Origin of the sequence: Cellulomonas sp. ICMP 17802, from assembly GCF_041295535.1 — a bacterium.
Lineage (GTDB): Bacteria > Actinomycetota > Actinomycetes > Actinomycetales > Cellulomonadaceae > Cellulomonas.
The window spans coordinates 26,185-44,163 of record NZ_JBGFQZ010000013.1; the positions used below are offsets into that span (position 1 = coordinate 26,185).

Sequence of the window (17,979 nt, forward strand, 5' to 3'; positions counted from 1 at the left end):
GCGTCAGCCTCTCAGATGCTCAGCGCGGGGTGCAGGCGAGCCACGGTCCACGTCCGCAGGCGCCCGGCCTTCCACGACGTCACGGCGAGCGACGCCACGGTCAGCCCCAGCAGGTACGCCACGGCGGTCCAGAGGCGGGCGTCGGGCGTGCCGGTGATGAGGTCGCGCAGGCCCTCGACCGCGTAGGTCATGGGCAGCACCGGGTGGATGGCCTGGAAGAACGCCGGCGTCGTCTCCACGGGGTACGTGCCGCTGGCGGACGTGATCTGCAGCATGAGCAGCGCGATCGTGGCCACCTTGCCCGCGGCGGACCCGAGCACGGCGAGCAGCATCTGCTGGACGGCGAGGAACGTCGCGGCGACCAGCAGCAGGAACGCGACCGTGCCCACCGGGTGCCCGATGTTCAGGCCGAGCCCGATGCCGACCACGCCGAGCAGCAGCGCCACCTGGCCGGCGCCGATCACCAGCGAGGGGAGGTAACCGGCGAGCGCGACGCGCAGGCCCGACGCGGGCGTGGCCAGCGCGCGGGTGGGCAACGGCCGCAGCAGCAGCCACGTGATCAGTCCGCCGACGAACAGGGCCAGCGGGATGAACAGCGGGGCGAACCCCTCCCCGAGGCTCGCGGCGGGGGCCACGTCCTCGTCGTCGATGGCGACCGGCGTGGCCAGCGCGTCCGCCCGGGCGGTGCGCTGCGCGTCGGTGTCGTCGGGGATCTGCGTCGCGCCGTCGGTCAAGCCGTCGGCCAGCTGCTGCGCGCCGCCGCCGAGCGCGCCGGACCCGTCGGCCACCTGGGCGGCGCCGTCCGCGAGCTGCGTGGTGCCGGTCGCCAGCGTGGAGGCGCCCGCGGAGAGGGTGTCGGCGCCCGCGGCGGCCTGCTGCGCCCCGGAGGCGAGCGTGGACGCGCCGGCCGAGAGGTCGGCCGACGAGTCGGCGAGCGTCCCGAGCCCGGCGCTCAGGGCCTGCGCGCCGCCGGCCACCTGGGTCGCGCCGGCGTCGAGCGCGTGCAGCTGCGCGGTCATCGCCGTGACGTCGTCCGCTGACGGCAGGGTCGTGCCCGCCAGCCCGGCCAGGAGCGCGGCCGCGCTGGTGTCGCCGGCGGCGGCGCGCGCCGAGAGGTACGCCGTGACCTGGCTCAGGCCCGTGGAGAGCGCGGGCAGCTGTCCGGTGAGGGCGTCGACCTGCTGGGTGGCCGTGTGGACCCCGTCGGCGACCGACTGCGCGCCGGACGCCAACGAGGTGCTCGAGCCGGCGGCCGTGCGCGCGCCGGCGGAGAGCTGCGACGCGCCCGAGGCCAGCTGCCCCGCGCCGCCGGCCACCTGCCCGACGCCGCTGTCCAGCGTGGCGGCACCCGACGCGAGCCGGGACGCACCGTCGCGGGCGTCGGCGGCACCATCGGCCACCTGCCGGGCACCGTCGCTGAGCCGGGTCGACGCGTCGCGCAGAGAGATGGCGCCGTCGGCGGCCTGCAGCATGCCGTCGCGCGCCGAGCCCAGCCCGATCAGCACCTGGTCGACGGCCTCCTCGCCGGCGGTCGCGGCGACGGCGTCGCGCACGTGGTCCATGGCCGAGCGCCCGAGCGTGGTGCCGATGAAGGAGTTGGCGTCGTTGTAGGTGACGTCGATCTGGGCGGCGGTGGGGTCGTCGCCGCCCGCCGACACGAGGTCGGCCGAGAAGTCGGTCGGGATCGTGACCGCGAAGTAGTAGTCGCCGTCGCGCACGCCCGCGGCCGCGCCGGCGGCGTCGGTGACCACCCAGTCGAGCGCGGCGCCGTCGGTGAGCTCGTCGGTGAGGTCCTGGCCGGCGGTCACGCGCGTGCCGTCGCGGTCCGCGCCGGCGTCGGCGTTGACCAGCGCGACCGGCATGGCGTCCAGGTGCCCGGTGGGGTTCCAGAAGGCCCAGAGGTAGAGCGCGCCGTACAGGAGCGGGACCAGCAGCATCGCGGCGACCGCGAGCCGGGGGAGCCGGCCCCGGCGGAACCGGCGCAGCTCGGTGCCGGACGTGAGGGAGAGCATGACGATCCTTCAGTCGGTGAGGTCGGTGAGGTCGGTGAGGTCGGTCGGGGCCGACACGGGTACGACGGTCCAGGCGGTGCCGGCGGCCTCGTCGGCCGCCGCGCAGGAGGCGACGACCGTCACCCCGGTGGCGGCGATGGCCTCGAGCCGGTCCCAGACGATCCGGCGGCGGGCGCGGTCGTGCACCTGGTCGACGTCGTCGACCACGAGCAGGCCGGGCCGCTGGGCCATCGCGAGCGCGATGCGCAGCAGCAGGGCGTCGACCTCGTCGAGGTGCCAGACGACGGTGCCGGCGTCCGGGACCGGTCGGTCGCCGAACACGGGCGCGAGCACCGCGTCGACCCGGCGCTGGTCGGCGCGGGCGGCCCGGCGGTACCACGGGGCGAGCCACGCGAGCCGCTCGCGAACGTGGTCGCCGACCGTCACGGAGTCGTCGAGCTCGTCGACCCCGGCGAAGCCCGCCACGGCGGCCTCGCGCTGCACCTGCCCGCGGTGCCGGGGCAGCCGGTGCCCGAGCACGACGAGGTCGCAGGACGCGTCCGGGACCATCCGCCCGGCGAGAGTGAGCAGCAGGCTCGTGCGCCCGGCGCCCTGGGGACCCTGGATGAGCGTGAGGGCGCCGGCGGCGAGGTCGAGGTCGACCGGGCCGTAGACCGCGCCCCGGTCGGCGTGCAGCTGCAGCGCGCGGGCGCGCACGGCCGGCGGTGGTGCATCGGCCTGCGGTGCATCGGCCTGCGGTGCGTCCGCCTCGGGGGCGACGATCTCGGGTGCGGCAGTCATCCGTAGAACTCCTTCTTAACTGACCGGTCAGTACAAAGACTAGACCGATCCGACCCTCCCGACCCGTCGGGCGTGGTGTCTCGCTCCTCACACTCGGCGCCCGCGCCGCCCGTCGGGGCCGATGTCCACCTCGTCGGCTCGTCGGCCGTGCGAGGATCGGCGCATGGCGATGCGAGAGATCCGGACTGTCGGAGACCCCGTCCTGCGCACCCCCTGCGACCCGATCACGACGATCGACGACCGCGTGCGCGGACTCGTCGAGGACCTGCTCGAGACCGTGGACACCGACGGGCGCGCCGGCCTGGCCGCGAACCAGATCGGCGTCAGCCTGCGCGCGTTCTCCTGGAACATCGACGACGAGGTGGGCTACGTGCTCAACCCCGTCATCGTCGAGCTGTCCGAGGACGAGTACCAGGACGGCGACGAGGGCTGCCTGTCGGTCCCGGGGCTCTGGTACCCGACGCACCGGTCCTGGTACGCGCGGGTGGTCGGCACGGACCTGGACGGCAAGGAGGTCGTCGTCGAGGGCGTCGAGCTCATGGCCCGCTGCCTGCAGCACGAGGTCGACCACCTCGACGGCATGCTCTACCTCGACCGTCTGGAGCGGTCGGTGCGCAAGAAGGCGATGCGGGCGATCCGCGACACGCTCTAGCCGCTGGCGCTCACCTGGATCGTCGGGCATGCTGTCCCCAGCACGCCGCGAGACCGTTGCGTACTCCTGAGATGTGACTGAGGTCGTTGGGGAAGGCGAACCTCGAGCCCGTTCAGGAGGACGACATGGCAGGTGCGATCACCCGCGGTGTACTTTTCGTGCACTCTGCGCCGCGCGCGCTGTGCCCCCACGTGGAGTGGGCGGCCGGCAACGTGCTGGGCACCCGCGCCACGTTCGACTGGACGGCGCAGCCGGCCGGCCCCGGCTTTTACCGAGCCGAGCACTCGTGGCAGGGGCCGCAGGGCACCGGCGCGCGGCTGGCGTCCGCCCTGCGCGGCTGGGCGCACCTGCGCTACGAGATCACCGAGGAGGCCAGCCACGGCGTCGACGGCTCCCGGTGGAGCCACACGCCCGAGCTGGGGATCTTCCACGCGGCCACCGACGTGCACGGCAACATCGTGGTGCCCGAGGACCGCATCCGGGCCGCGCTCGAGCACGCCGCCGACCCGCTGCGCCTGCGCACCGAGCTGGACCTCGCGCTCGGGCAGGCGTGGGACGACGAGCTCGAGCCGTTCCGCTACGCCGGTGCGGGCGCGCCCGTGCGCTGGCTGCACCGCGTGGGCTGACCGGCCCCCCGGACAGACGAGAGAGCCTCGGTCGCCGTCGTGGCGACCGAGGCTCTCGTCGTTCGCTCAGACCGATGCGACGACCAGCGCCACGTTGTGGCCGCCGAACCCGAACGAGTTGTTCACCGCGGCGATGTCGCCGTCGCGCAGGGCGCGGGGCTTGTCACGCACCAGGTCCAGCACCAGCTCGGGGTCGGGGTTCTCCACGTTGATGGTCGGCGGGGCCTGCCGGTCGTGCAGCGCGAGGACCGTGAAGATCGTCTCCAGCGCGCCCGCGCCGCCCAGCAGGTGGCCGGTCATCGACTTGGTGGCCGAGAGCGCGACGTGGTCGGCCTCGTCGCCCAGCAGGCCACGGATGGACCGCGCCTCGATGAGGTCGCCCACCACGGTCGAGGTGGCGTGCGCGTTGACGTGCACGACGTCGAGCCGGTCGACGCCGGACTCCTCGAGCGCCGCGCGCATGGCGCGGATCTGCCCGTCGCCCGAGGGCTCCGGGGAGGTGATGTGGTAGCCGTCGGCGGACAGGCCGACGCCGGCGATGCGGGCGTAGACGCGCGCGCCGCGGGCGGCGGCGTGCTCGGCGCTCTCGAGCACCACGACGCCGGCCCCCTCGCCGAGGACGAAGCCGTCGCGGTCGACGTCGTAGGGACGCGAGGCGCCCTCGGGGTCGTCGTTGCGCAGCGACAGGGTGCGCGACGCGGCGAACGCGGCGATCGGCATCGGGTGGATCGTGGCCTCGGTGCCGCCGGCGACGACGACGTCGGCGCGGCCCGAGCGGATCATCTCCACGCCGTAGCCGATGGCCTCGGCGCCCGAGGCGCACGCGGACACCAGGGCGTGCGCGCCGGCGCGGGCACCCAGCTCGAGCGAGACGTAGGCCGTGGGGGAGTTGGGCATGAGCATGGGCACGGTCATGGGCAGGATGCGGCGGGCACCCTTCTCCTTGAGCGTGTCCCAGGCGTCCAGGGTGGTCCAGATGCCGCCGATGCCCGACGAGACGACGGCGCCGAGCCGGTCGCCGTCGACCTCGGGGGAGCCCGCGTCGGCCCACGCCTCGCGCGCCGCGATGATCGCGTACTGCGCGGACGGGTCCATCTTCTTGAGCTCGGGCCGCGGGAGCACGTCCTCGGGCTTGACCTTGATGGTCGCCGCGAATGTCACGGGCAGGCCGTAGGTCTCGACCCAGTCGTTGTCGAAGGGCCGGGCGCCGGACTCGCCGGCGAGCGCGGCGGCCCAGGTGCTGGGGACGTCCCCGCCGAGAGGCGTGGTGGCTCCCAGTCCGGTGACGACGACGTCGGGTACGTGGCTCATCGGTGCTCCTGGTCGGGCGGTCGAGAGGGTGGTCGGTCCCGGGCGAAGATGCCCGGGACCGACCCGGCGGTGCAGGCTCAGGCCTGCGCGCCCGTGATGAACGAGACGGCGTCGCCGACGGTCGCGAGGTTCTTGACCTCGTCGTCGGGGATGCGCACGTCGAACTTCTCCTCGGCGAGCGTGACGATCGTCATCATCGACAGGGAGTCGATGTCGAGGTCGTCGGTGAAGGACTTCTCGGGCAGGACGGAGTCGGTGGGCAGCCCGGTCTCCTCGCTGACGATCTCGGCCAGTCCGGCCAGGATCTCCTGCTCGCTGTACGCCATCGGTGTCTCCTCGTGTCGGGTCGTGCTGCTTCGCGGATGAAGCGGTGGGGTCGGACGAACGGTACAACCGGGGGGTCGCACCTCGGTGGTTCAGGGCAGGACGACGACCTGCGCGGCATAGACCAGGCCGGCGCCGAAGCCGATCTGCAGGGCGAGCGCGCCGCTCGCGACCTGGCCCTCGCGGAGCAGGCGCTCGGCGGCCAGCGGGATCGAGGCGGCGGACGTGTTGCCGGTGTCGGCGATGTCGCGGCCGACGACGACCGTGTCCGGGAGCTTGAGCGTCTTGATCATCTGGTCGATGATCCGCATGTTCGCCTGGTGGGGGATGAACGCCTCGATGTCCTCGGCGGTCACCCCGGCGGCGTCCATGGCCTTCTGCGCGACCGGCGCCATCTGCCAGACGGCCCACTTGTAGACGCTGGGGCCCTCCTGACGCAGCGTCGGCCAGCCGGCGCCCTCGTCGCGCGTGGCGAGCCACGAGTGCGTCTGCCGGATCGCCTGCGCCTGGCTGCCGTCGGAACCCCAGATCGTCGGGCCGATGCCGGGGGTGTCGGACGGGCCGATGACGACCGCGCCGGCCCCGTCGCCCAGCAGGAACGAGATCGAGCGGTCGGTGGGGTCGATGAACTCGCTCATCTTCTCCGCGCCGATCACGAGCACGTGCCGGGCGGTCCCGGCGCGGACCAACGCGTCGGCCTGGCCGATCCCGTAGCAGTAGCCCGCGCACGCGGCCGAGATGTCGAACGCGGCCGCCGGGGTGGCGCCGATGCGGTCCGCGATGATCGCGGCGCCGGCGGGCGTCTGGTGGAAGTAGGTGACCGTGGAGAGGATCACGACGTCGATGTCCGCGCCGGTGAGCCCCGCGTTCGCGATCGCCTGCCGCGCGGCGGCCTCGGCGAGGTCGAGCACGTCGGTGCCGGCCTCGGCGCGGCGGCGCGTGATGATCCCGGTGCGCTGCCGGATCCACTCGTCCGAGGAGTCGATGGGTCCGACCAGCTCGTCGTTGGGCACGACGCGCTCGCCGCGGACGCCCCCGAGGCCGAGGATGCGGGTGTGCGCCGGTCCGGTGGCCTGCGTGAGGGTGGGACGGGTCACGACGGGTTCTCCAGGCTGCTCGCGGGGTGGGCGTGCCGACGGACCAGATCACGCGCGGCGTCCAGGTCGGCGGGGGTCTTGACGGCGACGGTCTCGACCCCGGGCAGCGTACGCCGGGCCAGCCCGGTGAGCACGCCTGCCGGGGCGACCTCGAGCAGGCCGGTGACGCCGAGCTCGAGCAGCGTGGCCTGGCACAGGTCCCAGCGGACCGGGTTGGCCACCTGCGCGACGATCAGCTCGAGCGCCCGCGCGCCGGACGGCGTCACGGTCCCGTTGGAGTTGGTCAGCAGGCGCACCTGGGGCTCGCCGGGGCTCACGTCGTCGGCCGCCGCCCGCAGCTCCGCGACCGCGGGCGCCATGTGCTCGGTGTGGAACGCGCCGGCCACCTGCAGGGCCACGACGCGGGCGCGGGCCGGGGGAGCGGCCGCGAACGCGGCGAGCGCGTCGAGCGTGCCCGCGGCGACCACCTGCCCGCCGCCGTTGACGTTCGCGGGGACCAGGCCGTGCGTCGCCAGGGCCGCGAGGACCTCGTCGGCGTCGCCGCCGAGCACCGCGCACATGCCGGTCGGGGTCACGGCGGCGGCGCGCGCCATCGCGGCGCCCCGCACGGCCACCAGGCGCAGTGCCTCGTCATCGGTCAGCACGCCGGCGATCGCCGCCGCGGCCAGCTCGCCGACGGAGTGCCCGGCCGTGACGCCGACCACCCGCTGCGCCGCGTTCGCGAGGGCGTCGTCGGCGTCGAGGTCGAGGACCGCGCGCAGGCTCGCCAGGGCGGAGGCCACGAGCAGCGGCTGCGCCACCGCGGTGTCCCGGATGGTGTCGGCGTCCGACGTGGTGCCGTGGGCGACCAGGTCGAGACCGGTCGTGCGGGACGCCCGCGCGATCGACTCGGCGACGGACGGCAGCTCGAGCCATGGGGCGAGCATGCCGGGGGACTGGGCGCCCTGACCGGGGCAGACGACTGCGAGCACCCGACCACTCTGCCTGGCCGGGCGGTCGCGCCCGGCTCACGGCGTGCACCAACCTTCTCGGACGCCCTTGTGCGACTCCTACAACACCTCAGCGCGCGCTGACGGTCGGCTCCGCCGCCGCGGCGTCCAGCCGACCGAGCGCCAGGGCGGTCTGTAGGACGTAGGACTCGCGGGCGTCGAGGGGGTCCCACCCGGTCACGTCGGACACGCGACGCAGGCGGTAGCGCACCGTGTTCGGGTGCACGTAGAGGGTGCGCGCCGCGGCCTCGAGCGACCGGCCGGTGCCCAGGTACGCCGACAGCGTCTCCAGCAGGGAGCCCGGGCTGGCCGCCAGCGGCGCGTACGCCTGCGCGACGAGCGCCGAGCGCGCGGTCACGTCACCGATGAGCACGCGCTCGGGCAGCAGCTCGTCGGCCTGCACCGGACGGGGCGCCTGCTCCCAGGCGGGAGCCGCCAGCAGCCCCGCCAGCGCGGCGCGCGCCGACCGTGCCGAGTCCGTGAGGTCTCCGACCACGGGCCCGATGACCACGGGCCCGGGGCCGAACCGGGACAGCAGGGTGCTCGCCGCGGCGCGCAGGTCGCCCTCGCCGCCGAGGAACACCACCAGGCGGTCGCCCTGGATGCCCACGAGCGCGTCGTCGGCGGCCCGGCGGGTGGCCCGGCGCAGCTCGGCGGCGCGCACGTCGTCCAGGGCCGAGGTCGTCGTGCCGACCATGACCAGCGTCGATCCCCGCCCGCTCCACCCAAGCGCGGCGATGCGCGAGCGCAGGGCGTCGTCGACGTCGCCCCGTACCAGCGCGTCCACCACGAGCGCCTCGAGGCGGGCGTCCCAGGCGCCGCGCACCTCGGCGGCGCGCGCGTAGACCTCCGCCGCGGAGAACGCGACCTCCCGGGAGTACCGCAGGACGGCCTCCCGCACCTCGCGCTCGTCGCCGGGCGCGGCCAGGCGGTCGCTGTGGGTCTCGACCACGTCGACGACGACGCGCACGAGCTGGAGCGTGTGCTGCAGGGAGATGGACCGGGTCAGCTCGGGGGGCGCGGCCGCGAAGATGTCGCCGACGCCGTGCGGCGGCCGCGTGGGCTCCGCGAACCAGGTGACGAACGCCGTGATGCCGGCCTGGGCCACGAGCCCCACCCATGAGCGGTCCTCGGCCGGCAGCGCGCGGTACCACTCGAGGTCGTCGTCCAGCCGTCGCATCGCCGCCGCGGACAGCAGCCCCGCGCTGTCGCGCACCCGGCGCTGCGTCTCCGGTCCGCCCCGGGCCTCGAGCACGGGTGCCCGTCCGCGCGTCGGTGTCGTCCGCCGCCGGGCCCGGGCGGGGGCCGACGGCGCGTCCGCCTGGTCGGGTGCGGCGGCGGGGGTGGTGCCCGTCCCGTGCGCGGTGCTCGACATGGGGCGAGCATAGAGTCGGGCCTTGTGGGAAGTCGACAAACGCGGCCCTCGCGCGAGCGCACCCGAGGTGTGAGGTATCCCCGGAGCCGGGTGGCTCCGGTCGGTAGCGGATAGGGTCGCGTCATGGCACTCCTGCCCCGACTGCGTCAGCTCATGCGACGGCCGACCTCGGCCTCGCGGGTCGGCGCGCGCCGACCGACGAAGGTCGCACGCCGTGGCGACACGCTCCACGAGGACGCTCTGCGCTCCATGCTCAGCGACGATCCGAACAACGAGCGGGCCTTCGTCGCGCTGGCGGAGATCGTCCGGCGCCGCGCCGCCGACTCGACCGCGCCCGACGGCGACCCGCTCGCCGCGACGCCTGACGACACCGAGCGGCAGCGCGCTGCGGACCTGGCCGTCTGGGCCCTGGGCGAGGAGCTCGCCGGCAACCCGCGCGCCTGGTACCCGCTCATCGAGGTGGCCCGGCTGTCGGTGCACGACGACCACGAGGGCACGCTGCGCCGGCTCACCACGGCCGCCGAGCGGGACCCGTCGGGGCGCGCCCTGGTCGAGGCTCTTGCCCTCCTGCGCAGCGCCGGGCTGCCCGTCGACGCCCTCGGGCTCGGCGTCGGGCACTGGCGCCCCCGCGAGCACGACCCCGAGGTCGCTCGCCAGCTCGTGCTCGCGTCGATCGAGGCCGGGCGCCCCCTCGAGGCCAAGCAGCACATCGCCGCGCTCGACCTCTACCCGGACCAGAAGGCCGTCGCGGACCTCAAGGCCGAGCTCGCCCGGGACGTCGCGCACGCCGAGCAGACCATCACCGGCACCTGACGCCGGGAACGACGAAGGCCCGGGCTCGTGGAGCCCGGGCCTTCGTCGTTCGTCCGTCGGTCAGCTGTCGCCGCCCGCGTTGCCGGAGGTGCCCGCCGTGACGTCGTACAGGCGGTAGCGCTCGATCGCCTGGGCGGGCGCCTCGTGGCTGACCGCACCCGTGCGGGCGAGCTGCTGGAGCACCCGCACGGCCGTGGACGGTCCGTCGATCTTGAAGTGCCGACGAGCCGCCGCGCGGGTGTCCGAGAAGCCGAAGCCGTCGGCGCCCAGCGTGGCGTACGGGCCGGGGATCCACGCGCGCACCTGGTCGGCGACGAGGTGGTCGAAGTCCGTCGTCGCGACGAACGGCCCCTCGGCGCCCTGCAGCTTCTGCGTGAGGTACGGGACCCGCTCCTCCTCGCCCGGGTGCAGGTAGGCCTGCTGGTCCGCGGCGAGACCGTCGCGGCGCAGCTCGTTCCAGCTGGTCACGGACCAGACCGCGGCCTGCACGCCCCAGTCCTCGGCCAGCAGCTTCTTGGCCTCGAGCGCCCACGGCACCGCCACGCCCGACGCGAGGATCTGGGCGCGCGGCCCGTCGCCCTCGGCCGGTGCGACCAGGTGGATGCCGCGCAGGATGCCCTCGACGTCGACGCCCTCGGGCTCCGCCGGCTGCTGCATCGGCTCGTTGTACACGGTGAGGTAGTAGATGACGTCGCGGTCGCGACCGTCGCCCTCGCCGTACATGCGCTCGATGCCGTCCCGCACGATGTGCCGGATCTCGTACCCGTACGCCGGGTCGTAGTGCACGACGTGCGACATGGTGCCGGCCAGTAGCGGCGAGTGACCGTCCGCGTGCTGGAGGCCCTCGCCGGTCAGCGTGGTGCGGCCGGCCGTGGCGCCGATGAGGAAGCCACGGGCCATCTGGTCGCCGGCGGCCCAGAACTGGTCGCCGGTGCGCTGGAACCCGAACATCGAGTAGTAGAAGTAGAACGGGATCAGCGGCTCGCCGTGCGTCGCGTACGACGTGCCGACGGCCTGGAACGCCGACGCCGACCCGGCCTCGTTGATGCCCGTGTGCATGATCTGGCCGGACTCGGACTCCTTGTAGGAGAGCATGAGCTCGCGGTCCACGGCCATGTAGTTCTGGCCGTTCGTGTTGAAGATCTTGGCGCTCGGGAAGATCGAGTCCAGGCCGAAGGTGCGGGCCTCGTCGGGGATGATCGGCACCAGGCGGTGGCCGAACTCCTTGTCCCGCACGAGGTCCTTGAACAGGCGCACCAGCGCCATGGTCGTGGCGACCTCCTGGTGCCCCGAGCCCTTGGCCAGGCCGTCGTACACCTTGGGGTCGGGCAGGGTCAGGGGCTTGTGCGTCGTGCGACGCTCGGGCACGAACCCGCCCAGCTGGCGGCGACGCTCGAGCATGTACTGGATGCCCTCGTCCTCGGCGCCCGGGTGGAAGTACGGCGGGACGTACGGGTTCTCGTCGATCTGCTCGTCCGTGATCGGGATGTGCAGCGAGTCGCGCAGCGTCTTGAGGTCGTCGGACTTCAGCTTCTTCATCTGGTGCGTGGCGTTGCGCCCGGCGAAGCCCGAGCCCAGGCCGTAGCCCTTGATGGTGTGCGCCAGGATGACGGTCGGCTGCCCCGTGTGCTCGCGGGCGGCCTTGTAGGCGGCGTAGATCTTGCGGTAGTCGTGCCCGCCGCGCTTGAGCGCCCAGATCTCGTCGTCCGTCATCTTCTCCACGAGCTGCTTGGTCCGCGGGTCGCGGCCGAAGAAGTTCTCGCGGATGAACGCGCCGTTCTCGGCGCGGTACGTCTGGAAGTCGCCGTCGGGCGTCGTGTTCATCAGGTTGACGAGCGCACGGTCCTTGTCGGCGTTGAGCAGGGCGTCCCACTCGCGGCCCCAGATGACCTTGATGACGTTCCAGCCCGCGCCGCGGAACTGCGCCTCGAGCTCCTGGATGATCTTGCCGTTGCCGCGGACCGGGCCGTCGAGGCGCTGCAGGTTGCAGTTGACCACGAACGTGAGGTTGTCCAGGCCCTGCTGGCCGGCCAGCTGGAGCATGCCGCGCGACTCGGGCTCGTCCATCTCGCCGTCGCCCAGGAACGCCCAGACGTCCTGCTGGCTGGTGTCCTTGATGCCGCGCAGGTGCAGGTAGCGGTTGGTCCAGGCCTGGTAGATGGCCGACGCCGGGCCGAGGCCCATCGAGACGGTCGGGAACTCCCAGAGGTCCGGGGCCAGGCGCGGGTGCGGGTACGACGGCAGGCCGCCGCCGGGGTGCGAGAGCTCCTGCCGGAAGCCGTCCAGCTGGTGGGCGGACAGGCGGCCCTCGAGGAAGGCGCGGGCGTAGACGCCGGGGGAGGCGTGGCCCTGGAAGTAGACCTGGTCACCGCCGCCCGGGTGGTCCTTGCCGCGGAAGAAGTGGTTGAGGCCCACCTCGGTCAGCGTCGCCACCGACGCGTACGAGGAGATGTGCCCGCCGACCCCGATCCCGGGGCGCTGGGCGCGCGTGACCATGACCGCGGCGTTCCACCGGATCCAGGAGCGGTAGCGCCGCTCCAGCACCTCGTCGCCCGGGAAGTAGGGCTCGTCGTGCACCGCGATGGTGTTCACGTAAGGCGTGTTGAGCGAGGCCGGGATGGCCACGTTCCGCTGCCGTGCGTGCCGCAGCATGCTCAGCAGCACGTACCGCGCACGCGGGCCGCCCTTCTCGTCGATGAGTCCGTCGAGGGACTCCACCCACTCGCCGGTCTCCTCCGGATCGATGTCCGGCACCTGGCTGAGCAGGCCGCCGATGAGCGGTCCCGTCTCGTCGATCGAAGCCACCAGCGCTCCTTGCTTCTCGTCCGCGCGCACGAGCCCGGTCGGCATCGGCGGCGCATCTGGCCCGGCCCGTGCTGGGCACGCCTGGGTGGGCGGCTCGACGGGTGCGGGTAGTCGACCCATTCTCGGTCCGCGAGGGCCCGAAAGTCACACCGAGTACCAGGAACGTCCACGTGACGTCCACGACAGTCGGTCGCGAGGGCCGTGACCAGGCCCTCCGGAGAGGTCCTGGCGCGCGCGACACCCGTCATCCGTGCAGGTCTTGCGTGCGCCCGTCCGGGTGCGGTGGGCTAGCGTGTGCGGCAACGAGCAGGCGTCTCCCCGACGGGGTCGCCATGACGGAAGGGAGCGGTCCGGACGTGTCATCCACCGCGGACGAAGGCGTGTCGCAGGCGGCCGCCCGCCTGGGCTTCTCCTCGGGCCAGGTGATCCAGGAGTTCGGCTACGACGACGACGTCGACGACGTGCTGCGCGCCGGCCTCGAGGCCGTGACGGGCGCCGAGCTGGTCGACGAGGAGTACGACGACGTCACCGACGGCGCCGTGATCTGGTTCCGCGACGGCGACGGGGACCTCACCGACGCGCTCGTGGACGCGATGACCGTGCTCGACGACGGGGGCCCCATCTGGGTGCTCACGCCGAAGGCCGGCCGCTCCGGGCACGTCTCGCACAGCGACATCGAGGAGGCCGCGACCACCTCCGGCCTGCACGCGATGAGCACCTTCTCCATCGCCCCGGACTGGTCCGCCACCCGCCTGGGCGCGCGCGGCCGCGGTCGCTGACGGTTCCTCGCCCCCGCGCGCCGCGCTGCGCGCGTTGTTACAGTCCGCGGCATGGAAGACAACGCCCGACCCACGCCCGCGCTCGGTGAGCCCGCTCCCGAGTTCTCGCTGCGCGACACCCACGGCACGCCGGTGACGCTGAGCGGGCTGCGCGGCGGGCCCGTCGTCATCGTGTTCGTCCCCTTCGCGTTCTCCGGCACGTGCACGGGAGAGCTGTGCGAGCTGCGCGACAACATCAGCGAGTTCGAGGAGGCCGGCGTCCACGTGCTCGTCGTGTCCTGCGACCCCGGGCACGCGCTGCGCGCCTGGGCGGCCCAGGAGGGCTTCGGCTTCGACCTGCTCTCCGACTTCTGGCCGCACGGCGAGGTCGCCAAGGCGTACGGCGTCTTCGACGAGGAGAAGGGGTTCGCCGTCCGCGGCAGCTTCCTCGTCGACGCCGAGGGAGTCCTGCAGTGGAGCGTGGTCAACCCTCCGGGGCGCGCCCGCGACTTCTCGTCCTACCGCGCGGCCCTCGCGGACCTCGCCGCCTGACACCGGCGCCGCGCCGGTAGGCTGTGCGCCCGTCGAGACGTCCGCTGGCCGGGCGTCCGTCGGGGCCTGTAGCTCAGCTGGTCAGAGCGCCGCGCTTACACCGCGGAGGTCGCCGGTTCGAAACCGGCCGGGCCCACCCCGTCGTGCTCGCGCACTGCGTCGTCCTCGCGCACCGCGACCTCGCCGTGCTCGCGCGCCGCGACGGGCGGATCCGGGGTCGGGTCCACCGGGCGCGCGGTGCCGCACAGCAGCCACACGGCCGGCACCGCGACCACCACCCAGCCCACCACGACGTCGAGCACCCAGTGGTTCGCGGTGAGCACGACGACCGCCGCGGTGCCCAGGGCGTAGCACGCACCGAGCCAGCGCACCACGCGCCGGCGCGCCGCGACGACGAGCGCCAGGCCGACCCACAGCGACCAGCCGGCGTGCATCGACGGGAACGCCGCCAGCTCGTTGGTGGGCACGGAGCTCGCCCCGCCCGCCGCCGGCCACCACCCGACGTCCGCCGTGCGCTCCAGGATGTCGGTGTACCCGGGCAGCAGCCGGGGCGGTGCCGTCGGCAGCGCGAGGTAGCAGACGAGGGCGATGCCGGTGGCGACGACGAGGGCGCGGCGCAGCGGGCGGTAGGCGTCGGGGTGCCGCAGGTACAGCCAGAGCAGCACCGAGCCGGTCACCAGGAGGTGCAGCGACGCGTACCAGAAGGAGGCGACGACCTCGACGCCCCGGACGCCGGTGACCCAGCGGTCGAGCGACTGCTCGACGTCGACGTGCAGCGCGCGCTCGATCCGCAGGATGCCGAGCGCCGACCCGCGTGCTGCCGCGACGTCGGTCCCGGCCGTGGCACGCACGAGCGTGTAGCCGATCCACAGCACCACCAGCAGTGCGAGCTCGCGCAGCCCGCGCGCCCCGCGGCGGATGAACCTCTGCACCTCGCCAGCCCTTCCCGATGACACGGATGCCCCGAGCACGCGATCGTCCCACGCCGACGACCCGCGCGTCCCCGGATTTCGGCACCGACCCGGGACGGGGGCTCTGCGTTGTTAGGGTCCGCCCATGCCCTTCGTCTCCGCCCTCACCGTCTACCCGGTGAAGTCGCTCGCGGGCAGCCCGCTGGACGCGATGACCGTCGACCCGTCCGGGCCGCGCGGGGACCGCCGGTGGATGCTCGTCGACGCGCACGGCGAGACCATCACCGCGCGCAAGCACCCCGGCATGCTCGGTGCGCGTGCCACGCCCGTCGACGGGGGCGTCCACCTCAGCGCCCCGGGCCGGGAGCCGCTCGTGGTGACCGAGCCCGCGGGCCCGGCCGACGTCCCGGTGCGGATGAGCCGGCTCGAGACCGCCACGCGCGCGGGGGACGAGGCCGACGCGTGGTGCTCGGCCCTGGTCGGGCGTCCCGCGCGCCTGCTGTGGCTCGACGACCCGGCGCGGCGCGGCATGGCCGAGAAGCACGGCGGCACCGAGGCGGACCCGATGTCCCTGAACGACAGCGGGCCGCTGCACGTGACCACGACGGCGTCGCTCGCGCGGCTCGATGCGTGGGCGGCCGAGCTCCACGACGAGCGCGTCGAGCGGGCGCTGACCCGGGGCGAGCCCGCGCCGGCCGCCCGGGAGGCGCTCGACATGCGGCGGTTCCGGCCCAACCTCGTGGTCGACGGCGACCTGGAGGCGTTCGCGGAGGACGGGTGGTCGTCGCTGGCGGTCGGGGACGTCGAGCTGCGGTTCGCGGACCTCTGCGGGCGGTGCGTGATGACGACGATCGACCCCGACACCCAGGTGAAGGGACGCGAGCCGCTCCTGACGCTGGCCCGGCACCGGCGGTGGGACGGCGAGCTGTGGTTCGGGGTCCAGATGGTCCCGGTGCGCACCGGCCGGATCGGCGTCGGCGACCCGGTCGAGGTGCGATGAGCCTCCCGGTAGCGTGCTCGGCGTGAGCGCGCCCCGCCTGGCCGACGTCGTGCACCTGCTCGAGCGTCGCTACCCCCCGTCCACCGCCGAGTCCTGGGACGCGGTCGGCCTGGTCACCGGCGATCCCGACCAGCCTGTGCGGCGGGTGCTGTTCGCGGTCGACCCGGTGGCCGCCGTGGTCGACGAGGCCGTGGCCTGGGGCGCGGACCTCGTCGTGACCCACCACCCCCTGCTGCTGCGGCCGGTCCACTCGATCGCCGCCTCGACGTTCAAGGGCGCGCTGCTGCACCGGCTGGTCCACTCGGGCGTCGCCCTCTTCACCGCGCACACCAACGCCGACGCCGCGGCCGGCGGTGTCGCGGACGCGCTGGCGGCCGCGCTCGGGCTCGTCGGCACCGCGCCCCTGGACGCCGCGCCCGCCGAGCCGCTGGACAAGCACGTGGTGTTCGTCCCGGTCGGCGACGCCGAGCGCCTGGTCGACGCGCTCGCCGCGGCGGGCGCGGGGGCGATCGGGGAGTACACGCGGTGCGCCTGGACATCGACCGGTGAGGGCACCTTCACGCCCGGTCCGGCGGCCACGCCCACGATCGGGTCGGCCGGCGAGGCGTCCCGCGTGGTCGAGGCGCGCGTCGAGATGGTGGCCCCGCGCAGGCTCCGCGCGGCCGTCGTCGCGGCGATGCGGGCCGCGCACCCCTACGAGGAGCCGGCGTTCGACGTGCTCGAGCTGGCGTCCTGGCCGGGCAGCACGGGGATCGGCCGCGTCGGGGCGCTGCCCGAGCCGACGACCCTGCGGGCGTTCGCCGAGGTGGTCGCCGGGGCGCTGCCGCCGACCGCCCAGGGCGTGCGGTTCGCGGGCGACCCGGACGGACGCGTCGAGCGCGTCGCCGTGGTGGGCGGCTCGGGGGACTCGCTGTTCGACGCCGTCCGCGCCGCCGGCGTCGACGCCTACGTGACCGCGGACCTGCGCCACCACCCGGCCTCGGAGCTGCGCGAGCGTGCCGACTTCGACCGGGCCTCGACCCCGTACCTCGTCGACGTCGCGCACTTCGCCTCCGAGTGGCCCTGGCTCCCGCACGCGGCCGCCGCCCTGGAGCAGGATGCCGCCGCCGCGGGGACTACGGTGGAGACGCGCGTCAGCACGCTGAGCACCGACCCGTGGACGGGCCGCGTCGCGAGCCCTGAGCCTGCCGCACCACACACCTCGACCGAAGGACACCCGTGACGACTGCACCCGCAGCGGACCAGCGCCGACTGCTCGACGTCCAGGAGCTCGACACCCGGCTCGACCAGATCGCCCACCGGAGGCGGACGCTCCCCGAGCTCGCGCGGCTCGTCGAGCTGGACTCGCAGGTCACCGATCTGCACACGGCTCTCGTGACGTCGCAGACGGCGGTCAGCGACCTGCGGCGCGAGCTGACCAAGGCGGAGGCCGACGTGGAGCAGGTCCGCTCCCGCGCGGCGCGCGACCAGGCGCGGCTCGACTCCGGCCAGGGCAGCCCCAAGGACCTCCAGGCGCTGCAGAGCGAGCTGGGCGCGCTGGGGCGTCGCCAGGCGGAGCTCGAGGAGGTCGAGCTGGACGTCATGGAGCGGCTCGAGGCGCACGAGACCGCGCTGGCCGAGGTGACCACCGCGCACGAGTCGCTGGCGGACAAGCGGGCCGCGGTCGAGGGCGAGCGCGACGCCGCCTTCGCCGCGCTCGACGCCGACGCCGCGACGGTGCGCGCCGAGCGTGCGGCCGCCGTCGACGGCCTGGACGCGGGCCTGGTGGCGCTCTACGAGAAGCTGCGCGCCCAGCTGGGTGGCAAGGGCGCCGGCGCGCTGCGCGGCCGCCGGTGCGAGAGCTGCCGGCTCGAGCTCAACCCGCTCGACGTCGAGGCGATCGTTGCCGCGCCGGAGAACCAGGTGGTCCGGTGCGAGGAGTGCGGTCGCATCCTGGTGCGTCTCCCGGAGCCCGCCAAGGGCTGACCGCTCGCC

17 protein-coding genes and 1 tRNA gene are annotated in these 17,979 nt (G+C 74.3%); 9 read left to right on the top strand and 9 right to left on the bottom strand.

Going from position 1 to position 17,979, the window contains the following annotated elements; translation table 11 throughout:
* Positions 1-11 precede the first annotated feature (11 nt).
* Together AB5970_RS11690 and AB5970_RS11695 are read right to left on the bottom strand one after the other, a co-directional pair.
* The gene (locus AB5970_RS11690) at positions 12-2,012 is read right to left on the bottom strand and encodes a YhgE/Pip family protein (protein WP_370504118.1); all 2,001 of its coding nucleotides are present in this window, start codon (positions 2,010-2,012) and stop codon (positions 12-14) included.
* A gap of 9 nt (positions 2,013-2,021) precedes the next feature.
* Positions 2,022-2,792, bottom strand: coding sequence for an ATP-binding cassette domain-containing protein (locus AB5970_RS11695; protein WP_370504119.1), 771 nt, complete (start codon positions 2,790-2,792; stop codon positions 2,022-2,024).
* 163 nt (positions 2,793-2,955) lie between these two features.
* Here AB5970_RS11695 and def point away from each other — a divergent pair, with 163 nt between their 5' ends.
* Complete coding sequence (def, locus tag AB5970_RS11700; protein WP_370504120.1) at positions 2,956-3,444, top strand: peptide deformylase; 489 nt, start codon at positions 2,956-2,958, stop codon at positions 3,442-3,444.
* 125 nt (positions 3,445-3,569) lie between these two features.
* Positions 3,570-4,070, top strand: coding sequence for a DUF3145 domain-containing protein (locus AB5970_RS11705; RefSeq protein WP_208211229.1), 501 nt, complete (start codon positions 3,570-3,572; stop codon positions 4,068-4,070).
* A 66-nt stretch (positions 4,071-4,136) separates the two neighbouring features.
* On the opposite strand, the gene AB5970_RS11710 is transcribed toward AB5970_RS11705, so the two are convergent.
* The 5 genes from AB5970_RS11710 to AB5970_RS11730 form a co-directional block, all read right to left on the bottom strand.
* Complete coding sequence (locus tag AB5970_RS11710) at positions 4,137-5,381, bottom strand: beta-ketoacyl-[acyl-carrier-protein] synthase family protein (protein WP_370504121.1); 1,245 nt, start codon at positions 5,379-5,381, stop codon at positions 4,137-4,139.
* Positions 5,382-5,458: 77 nt separating this feature from the next.
* The gene (locus AB5970_RS11715) at positions 5,459-5,707 is read right to left on the bottom strand and encodes an acyl carrier protein (RefSeq protein WP_056090400.1); all 249 of its coding nucleotides are present in this window, start codon (positions 5,705-5,707) and stop codon (positions 5,459-5,461) included.
* Positions 5,708-5,797: 90 nt separating this feature from the next.
* The gene (locus AB5970_RS11720) at positions 5,798-6,802 is read right to left on the bottom strand and encodes a beta-ketoacyl-ACP synthase III (protein WP_370504122.1); all 1,005 of its coding nucleotides are present in this window, start codon (positions 6,800-6,802) and stop codon (positions 5,798-5,800) included.
* A complete protein-coding gene (locus AB5970_RS11725) occupies positions 6,799-7,773 on the bottom strand; it encodes an ACP S-malonyltransferase (RefSeq protein ID WP_370504123.1) in 975 nt (324 codons plus the stop codon). Before AB5970_RS11725 ends, AB5970_RS11720 begins: the two co-directional genes overlap by 4 nt.
* An 88-nt stretch (positions 7,774-7,861) precedes the next feature.
* Complete coding sequence (locus AB5970_RS11730) at positions 7,862-9,166, bottom strand: PucR family transcriptional regulator (protein WP_370504124.1); 1,305 nt, start codon at positions 9,164-9,166, stop codon at positions 7,862-7,864.
* Positions 9,167-9,289: 123 nt separating this feature from the next.
* Between AB5970_RS11730 and AB5970_RS11735 the strand changes: the two genes are divergently transcribed.
* Complete coding sequence (locus tag AB5970_RS11735) at positions 9,290-9,979, top strand: hypothetical protein (RefSeq protein ID WP_370504125.1); 690 nt, start codon at positions 9,290-9,292, stop codon at positions 9,977-9,979.
* Between the two features lie 60 nt (positions 9,980-10,039).
* Here the strand turns inward: AB5970_RS11735 and aceE are convergent, their stop codons facing one another.
* Positions 10,040-12,784: a pyruvate dehydrogenase (acetyl-transferring), homodimeric type gene (gene aceE, locus AB5970_RS11740; protein ID WP_370504126.1), complete on the bottom strand. Its 2,745-nt coding sequence runs from the start codon at positions 12,782-12,784 to the stop codon at positions 10,040-10,042.
* A 332-nt stretch (positions 12,785-13,116) separates the two neighbouring features.
* On the opposite strand from aceE, the gene AB5970_RS11745 reads away from it, so the two are divergent.
* From AB5970_RS11745 to AB5970_RS11755, 3 genes are all read left to right on the top strand, one after another.
* Positions 13,117-13,563, top strand: a complete 447-nt coding sequence (locus AB5970_RS11745) for a DUF3052 domain-containing protein (protein WP_370504127.1) — start codon at positions 13,117-13,119, stop codon at positions 13,561-13,563.
* Positions 13,564-13,614: 51 nt separating this feature from the next.
* Positions 13,615-14,094, top strand: coding sequence for a peroxiredoxin (locus AB5970_RS11750; protein WP_370504128.1), 480 nt, complete (start codon positions 13,615-13,617; stop codon positions 14,092-14,094).
* Positions 14,095-14,156: 62 nt separating this feature from the next.
* Positions 14,157-14,230, top strand: a tRNA-Val gene (locus tag AB5970_RS11755).
* Here the strand turns inward: AB5970_RS11755 and AB5970_RS11760 are convergent.
* Positions 14,190-15,065, bottom strand: coding sequence for a phosphatase PAP2 family protein (locus AB5970_RS11760; protein ID WP_370504173.1), 876 nt, complete (start codon positions 15,063-15,065; stop codon positions 14,190-14,192). The genes AB5970_RS11755 and AB5970_RS11760 overlap by 41 nt on opposite strands.
* 85 nt (positions 15,066-15,150) lie before the next feature.
* Between AB5970_RS11760 and AB5970_RS11765 the strand changes: the two genes are divergently transcribed.
* From AB5970_RS11765 to AB5970_RS11775, 3 genes are read left to right on the top strand one after another with little or no spacing between them, the layout of a single operon-like run.
* Complete coding sequence (locus AB5970_RS11765) at positions 15,151-16,005, top strand: MOSC domain-containing protein (RefSeq protein WP_370504129.1); 855 nt, start codon at positions 15,151-15,153, stop codon at positions 16,003-16,005.
* A 22-nt stretch (positions 16,006-16,027) separates the two neighbouring features.
* Positions 16,028-17,227, top strand: coding sequence for a Nif3-like dinuclear metal center hexameric protein (locus tag AB5970_RS11770; protein ID WP_370504130.1), 1,200 nt, complete (start codon positions 16,028-16,030; stop codon positions 17,225-17,227).
* On the top strand, positions 17,224-17,970 hold the full coding sequence (locus tag AB5970_RS11775; protein WP_370504131.1) for a zinc ribbon domain-containing protein: 747 nt from the start codon (positions 17,224-17,226) through the stop codon (positions 17,968-17,970). The genes AB5970_RS11770 and AB5970_RS11775 overlap by 4 nt, the downstream gene beginning before the upstream one ends.
* The last annotated feature ends 9 nt before the right edge of the window (positions 17,971-17,979 follow it).

What these genes read in the sequence shown, in the direction of transcription:
- AB5970_RS11690 (WP_370504118.1), bottom strand. Translation starts at nt 2,012, where the DNA reads ATGCTCTCCCTCACGTCCGGCACCGAGCTGCGCCGGTTCCGCCGGGGC.
- AB5970_RS11730 (WP_370504124.1), bottom strand. Translation starts at nt 9,166, where the DNA reads ATGTCGAGCACCGCGCACGGGACGGGCACCACCCCCGCCGCCGCACCC.
- AB5970_RS11735 (WP_370504125.1), top strand. Translation starts at nt 9,290, where the DNA reads ATGGCACTCCTGCCCCGACTGCGTCAGCTCATGCGACGGCCGACCTCG.
- AB5970_RS11745 (WP_370504127.1), top strand. Translation starts at nt 13,117, where the DNA reads ATGACGGAAGGGAGCGGTCCGGACGTGTCATCCACCGCGGACGAAGGC.
- def (WP_370504120.1), top strand. Translation starts at nt 2,956, where the DNA reads ATGGCGATGCGAGAGATCCGGACTGTCGGAGACCCCGTCCTGCGCACC.
- AB5970_RS11765 (WP_370504129.1), top strand. Translation starts at nt 15,151, where the DNA reads ATGCCCTTCGTCTCCGCCCTCACCGTCTACCCGGTGAAGTCGCTCGCG.
- AB5970_RS11695 (WP_370504119.1), bottom strand. Translation starts at nt 2,792, where the DNA reads ATGACTGCCGCACCCGAGATCGTCGCCCCCGAGGCGGACGCACCGCAG.
- AB5970_RS11705 (WP_208211229.1), top strand. Translation starts at nt 3,570, where the DNA reads ATGGCAGGTGCGATCACCCGCGGTGTACTTTTCGTGCACTCTGCGCCG.
- AB5970_RS11750 (WP_370504128.1), top strand. Translation starts at nt 13,615, where the DNA reads ATGGAAGACAACGCCCGACCCACGCCCGCGCTCGGTGAGCCCGCTCCC.
- AB5970_RS11710 (WP_370504121.1), bottom strand. Translation starts at nt 5,381, where the DNA reads ATGAGCCACGTACCCGACGTCGTCGTCACCGGACTGGGAGCCACCACG.
- AB5970_RS11715 (WP_056090400.1), bottom strand. Translation starts at nt 5,707, where the DNA reads ATGGCGTACAGCGAGCAGGAGATCCTGGCCGGACTGGCCGAGATCGTC.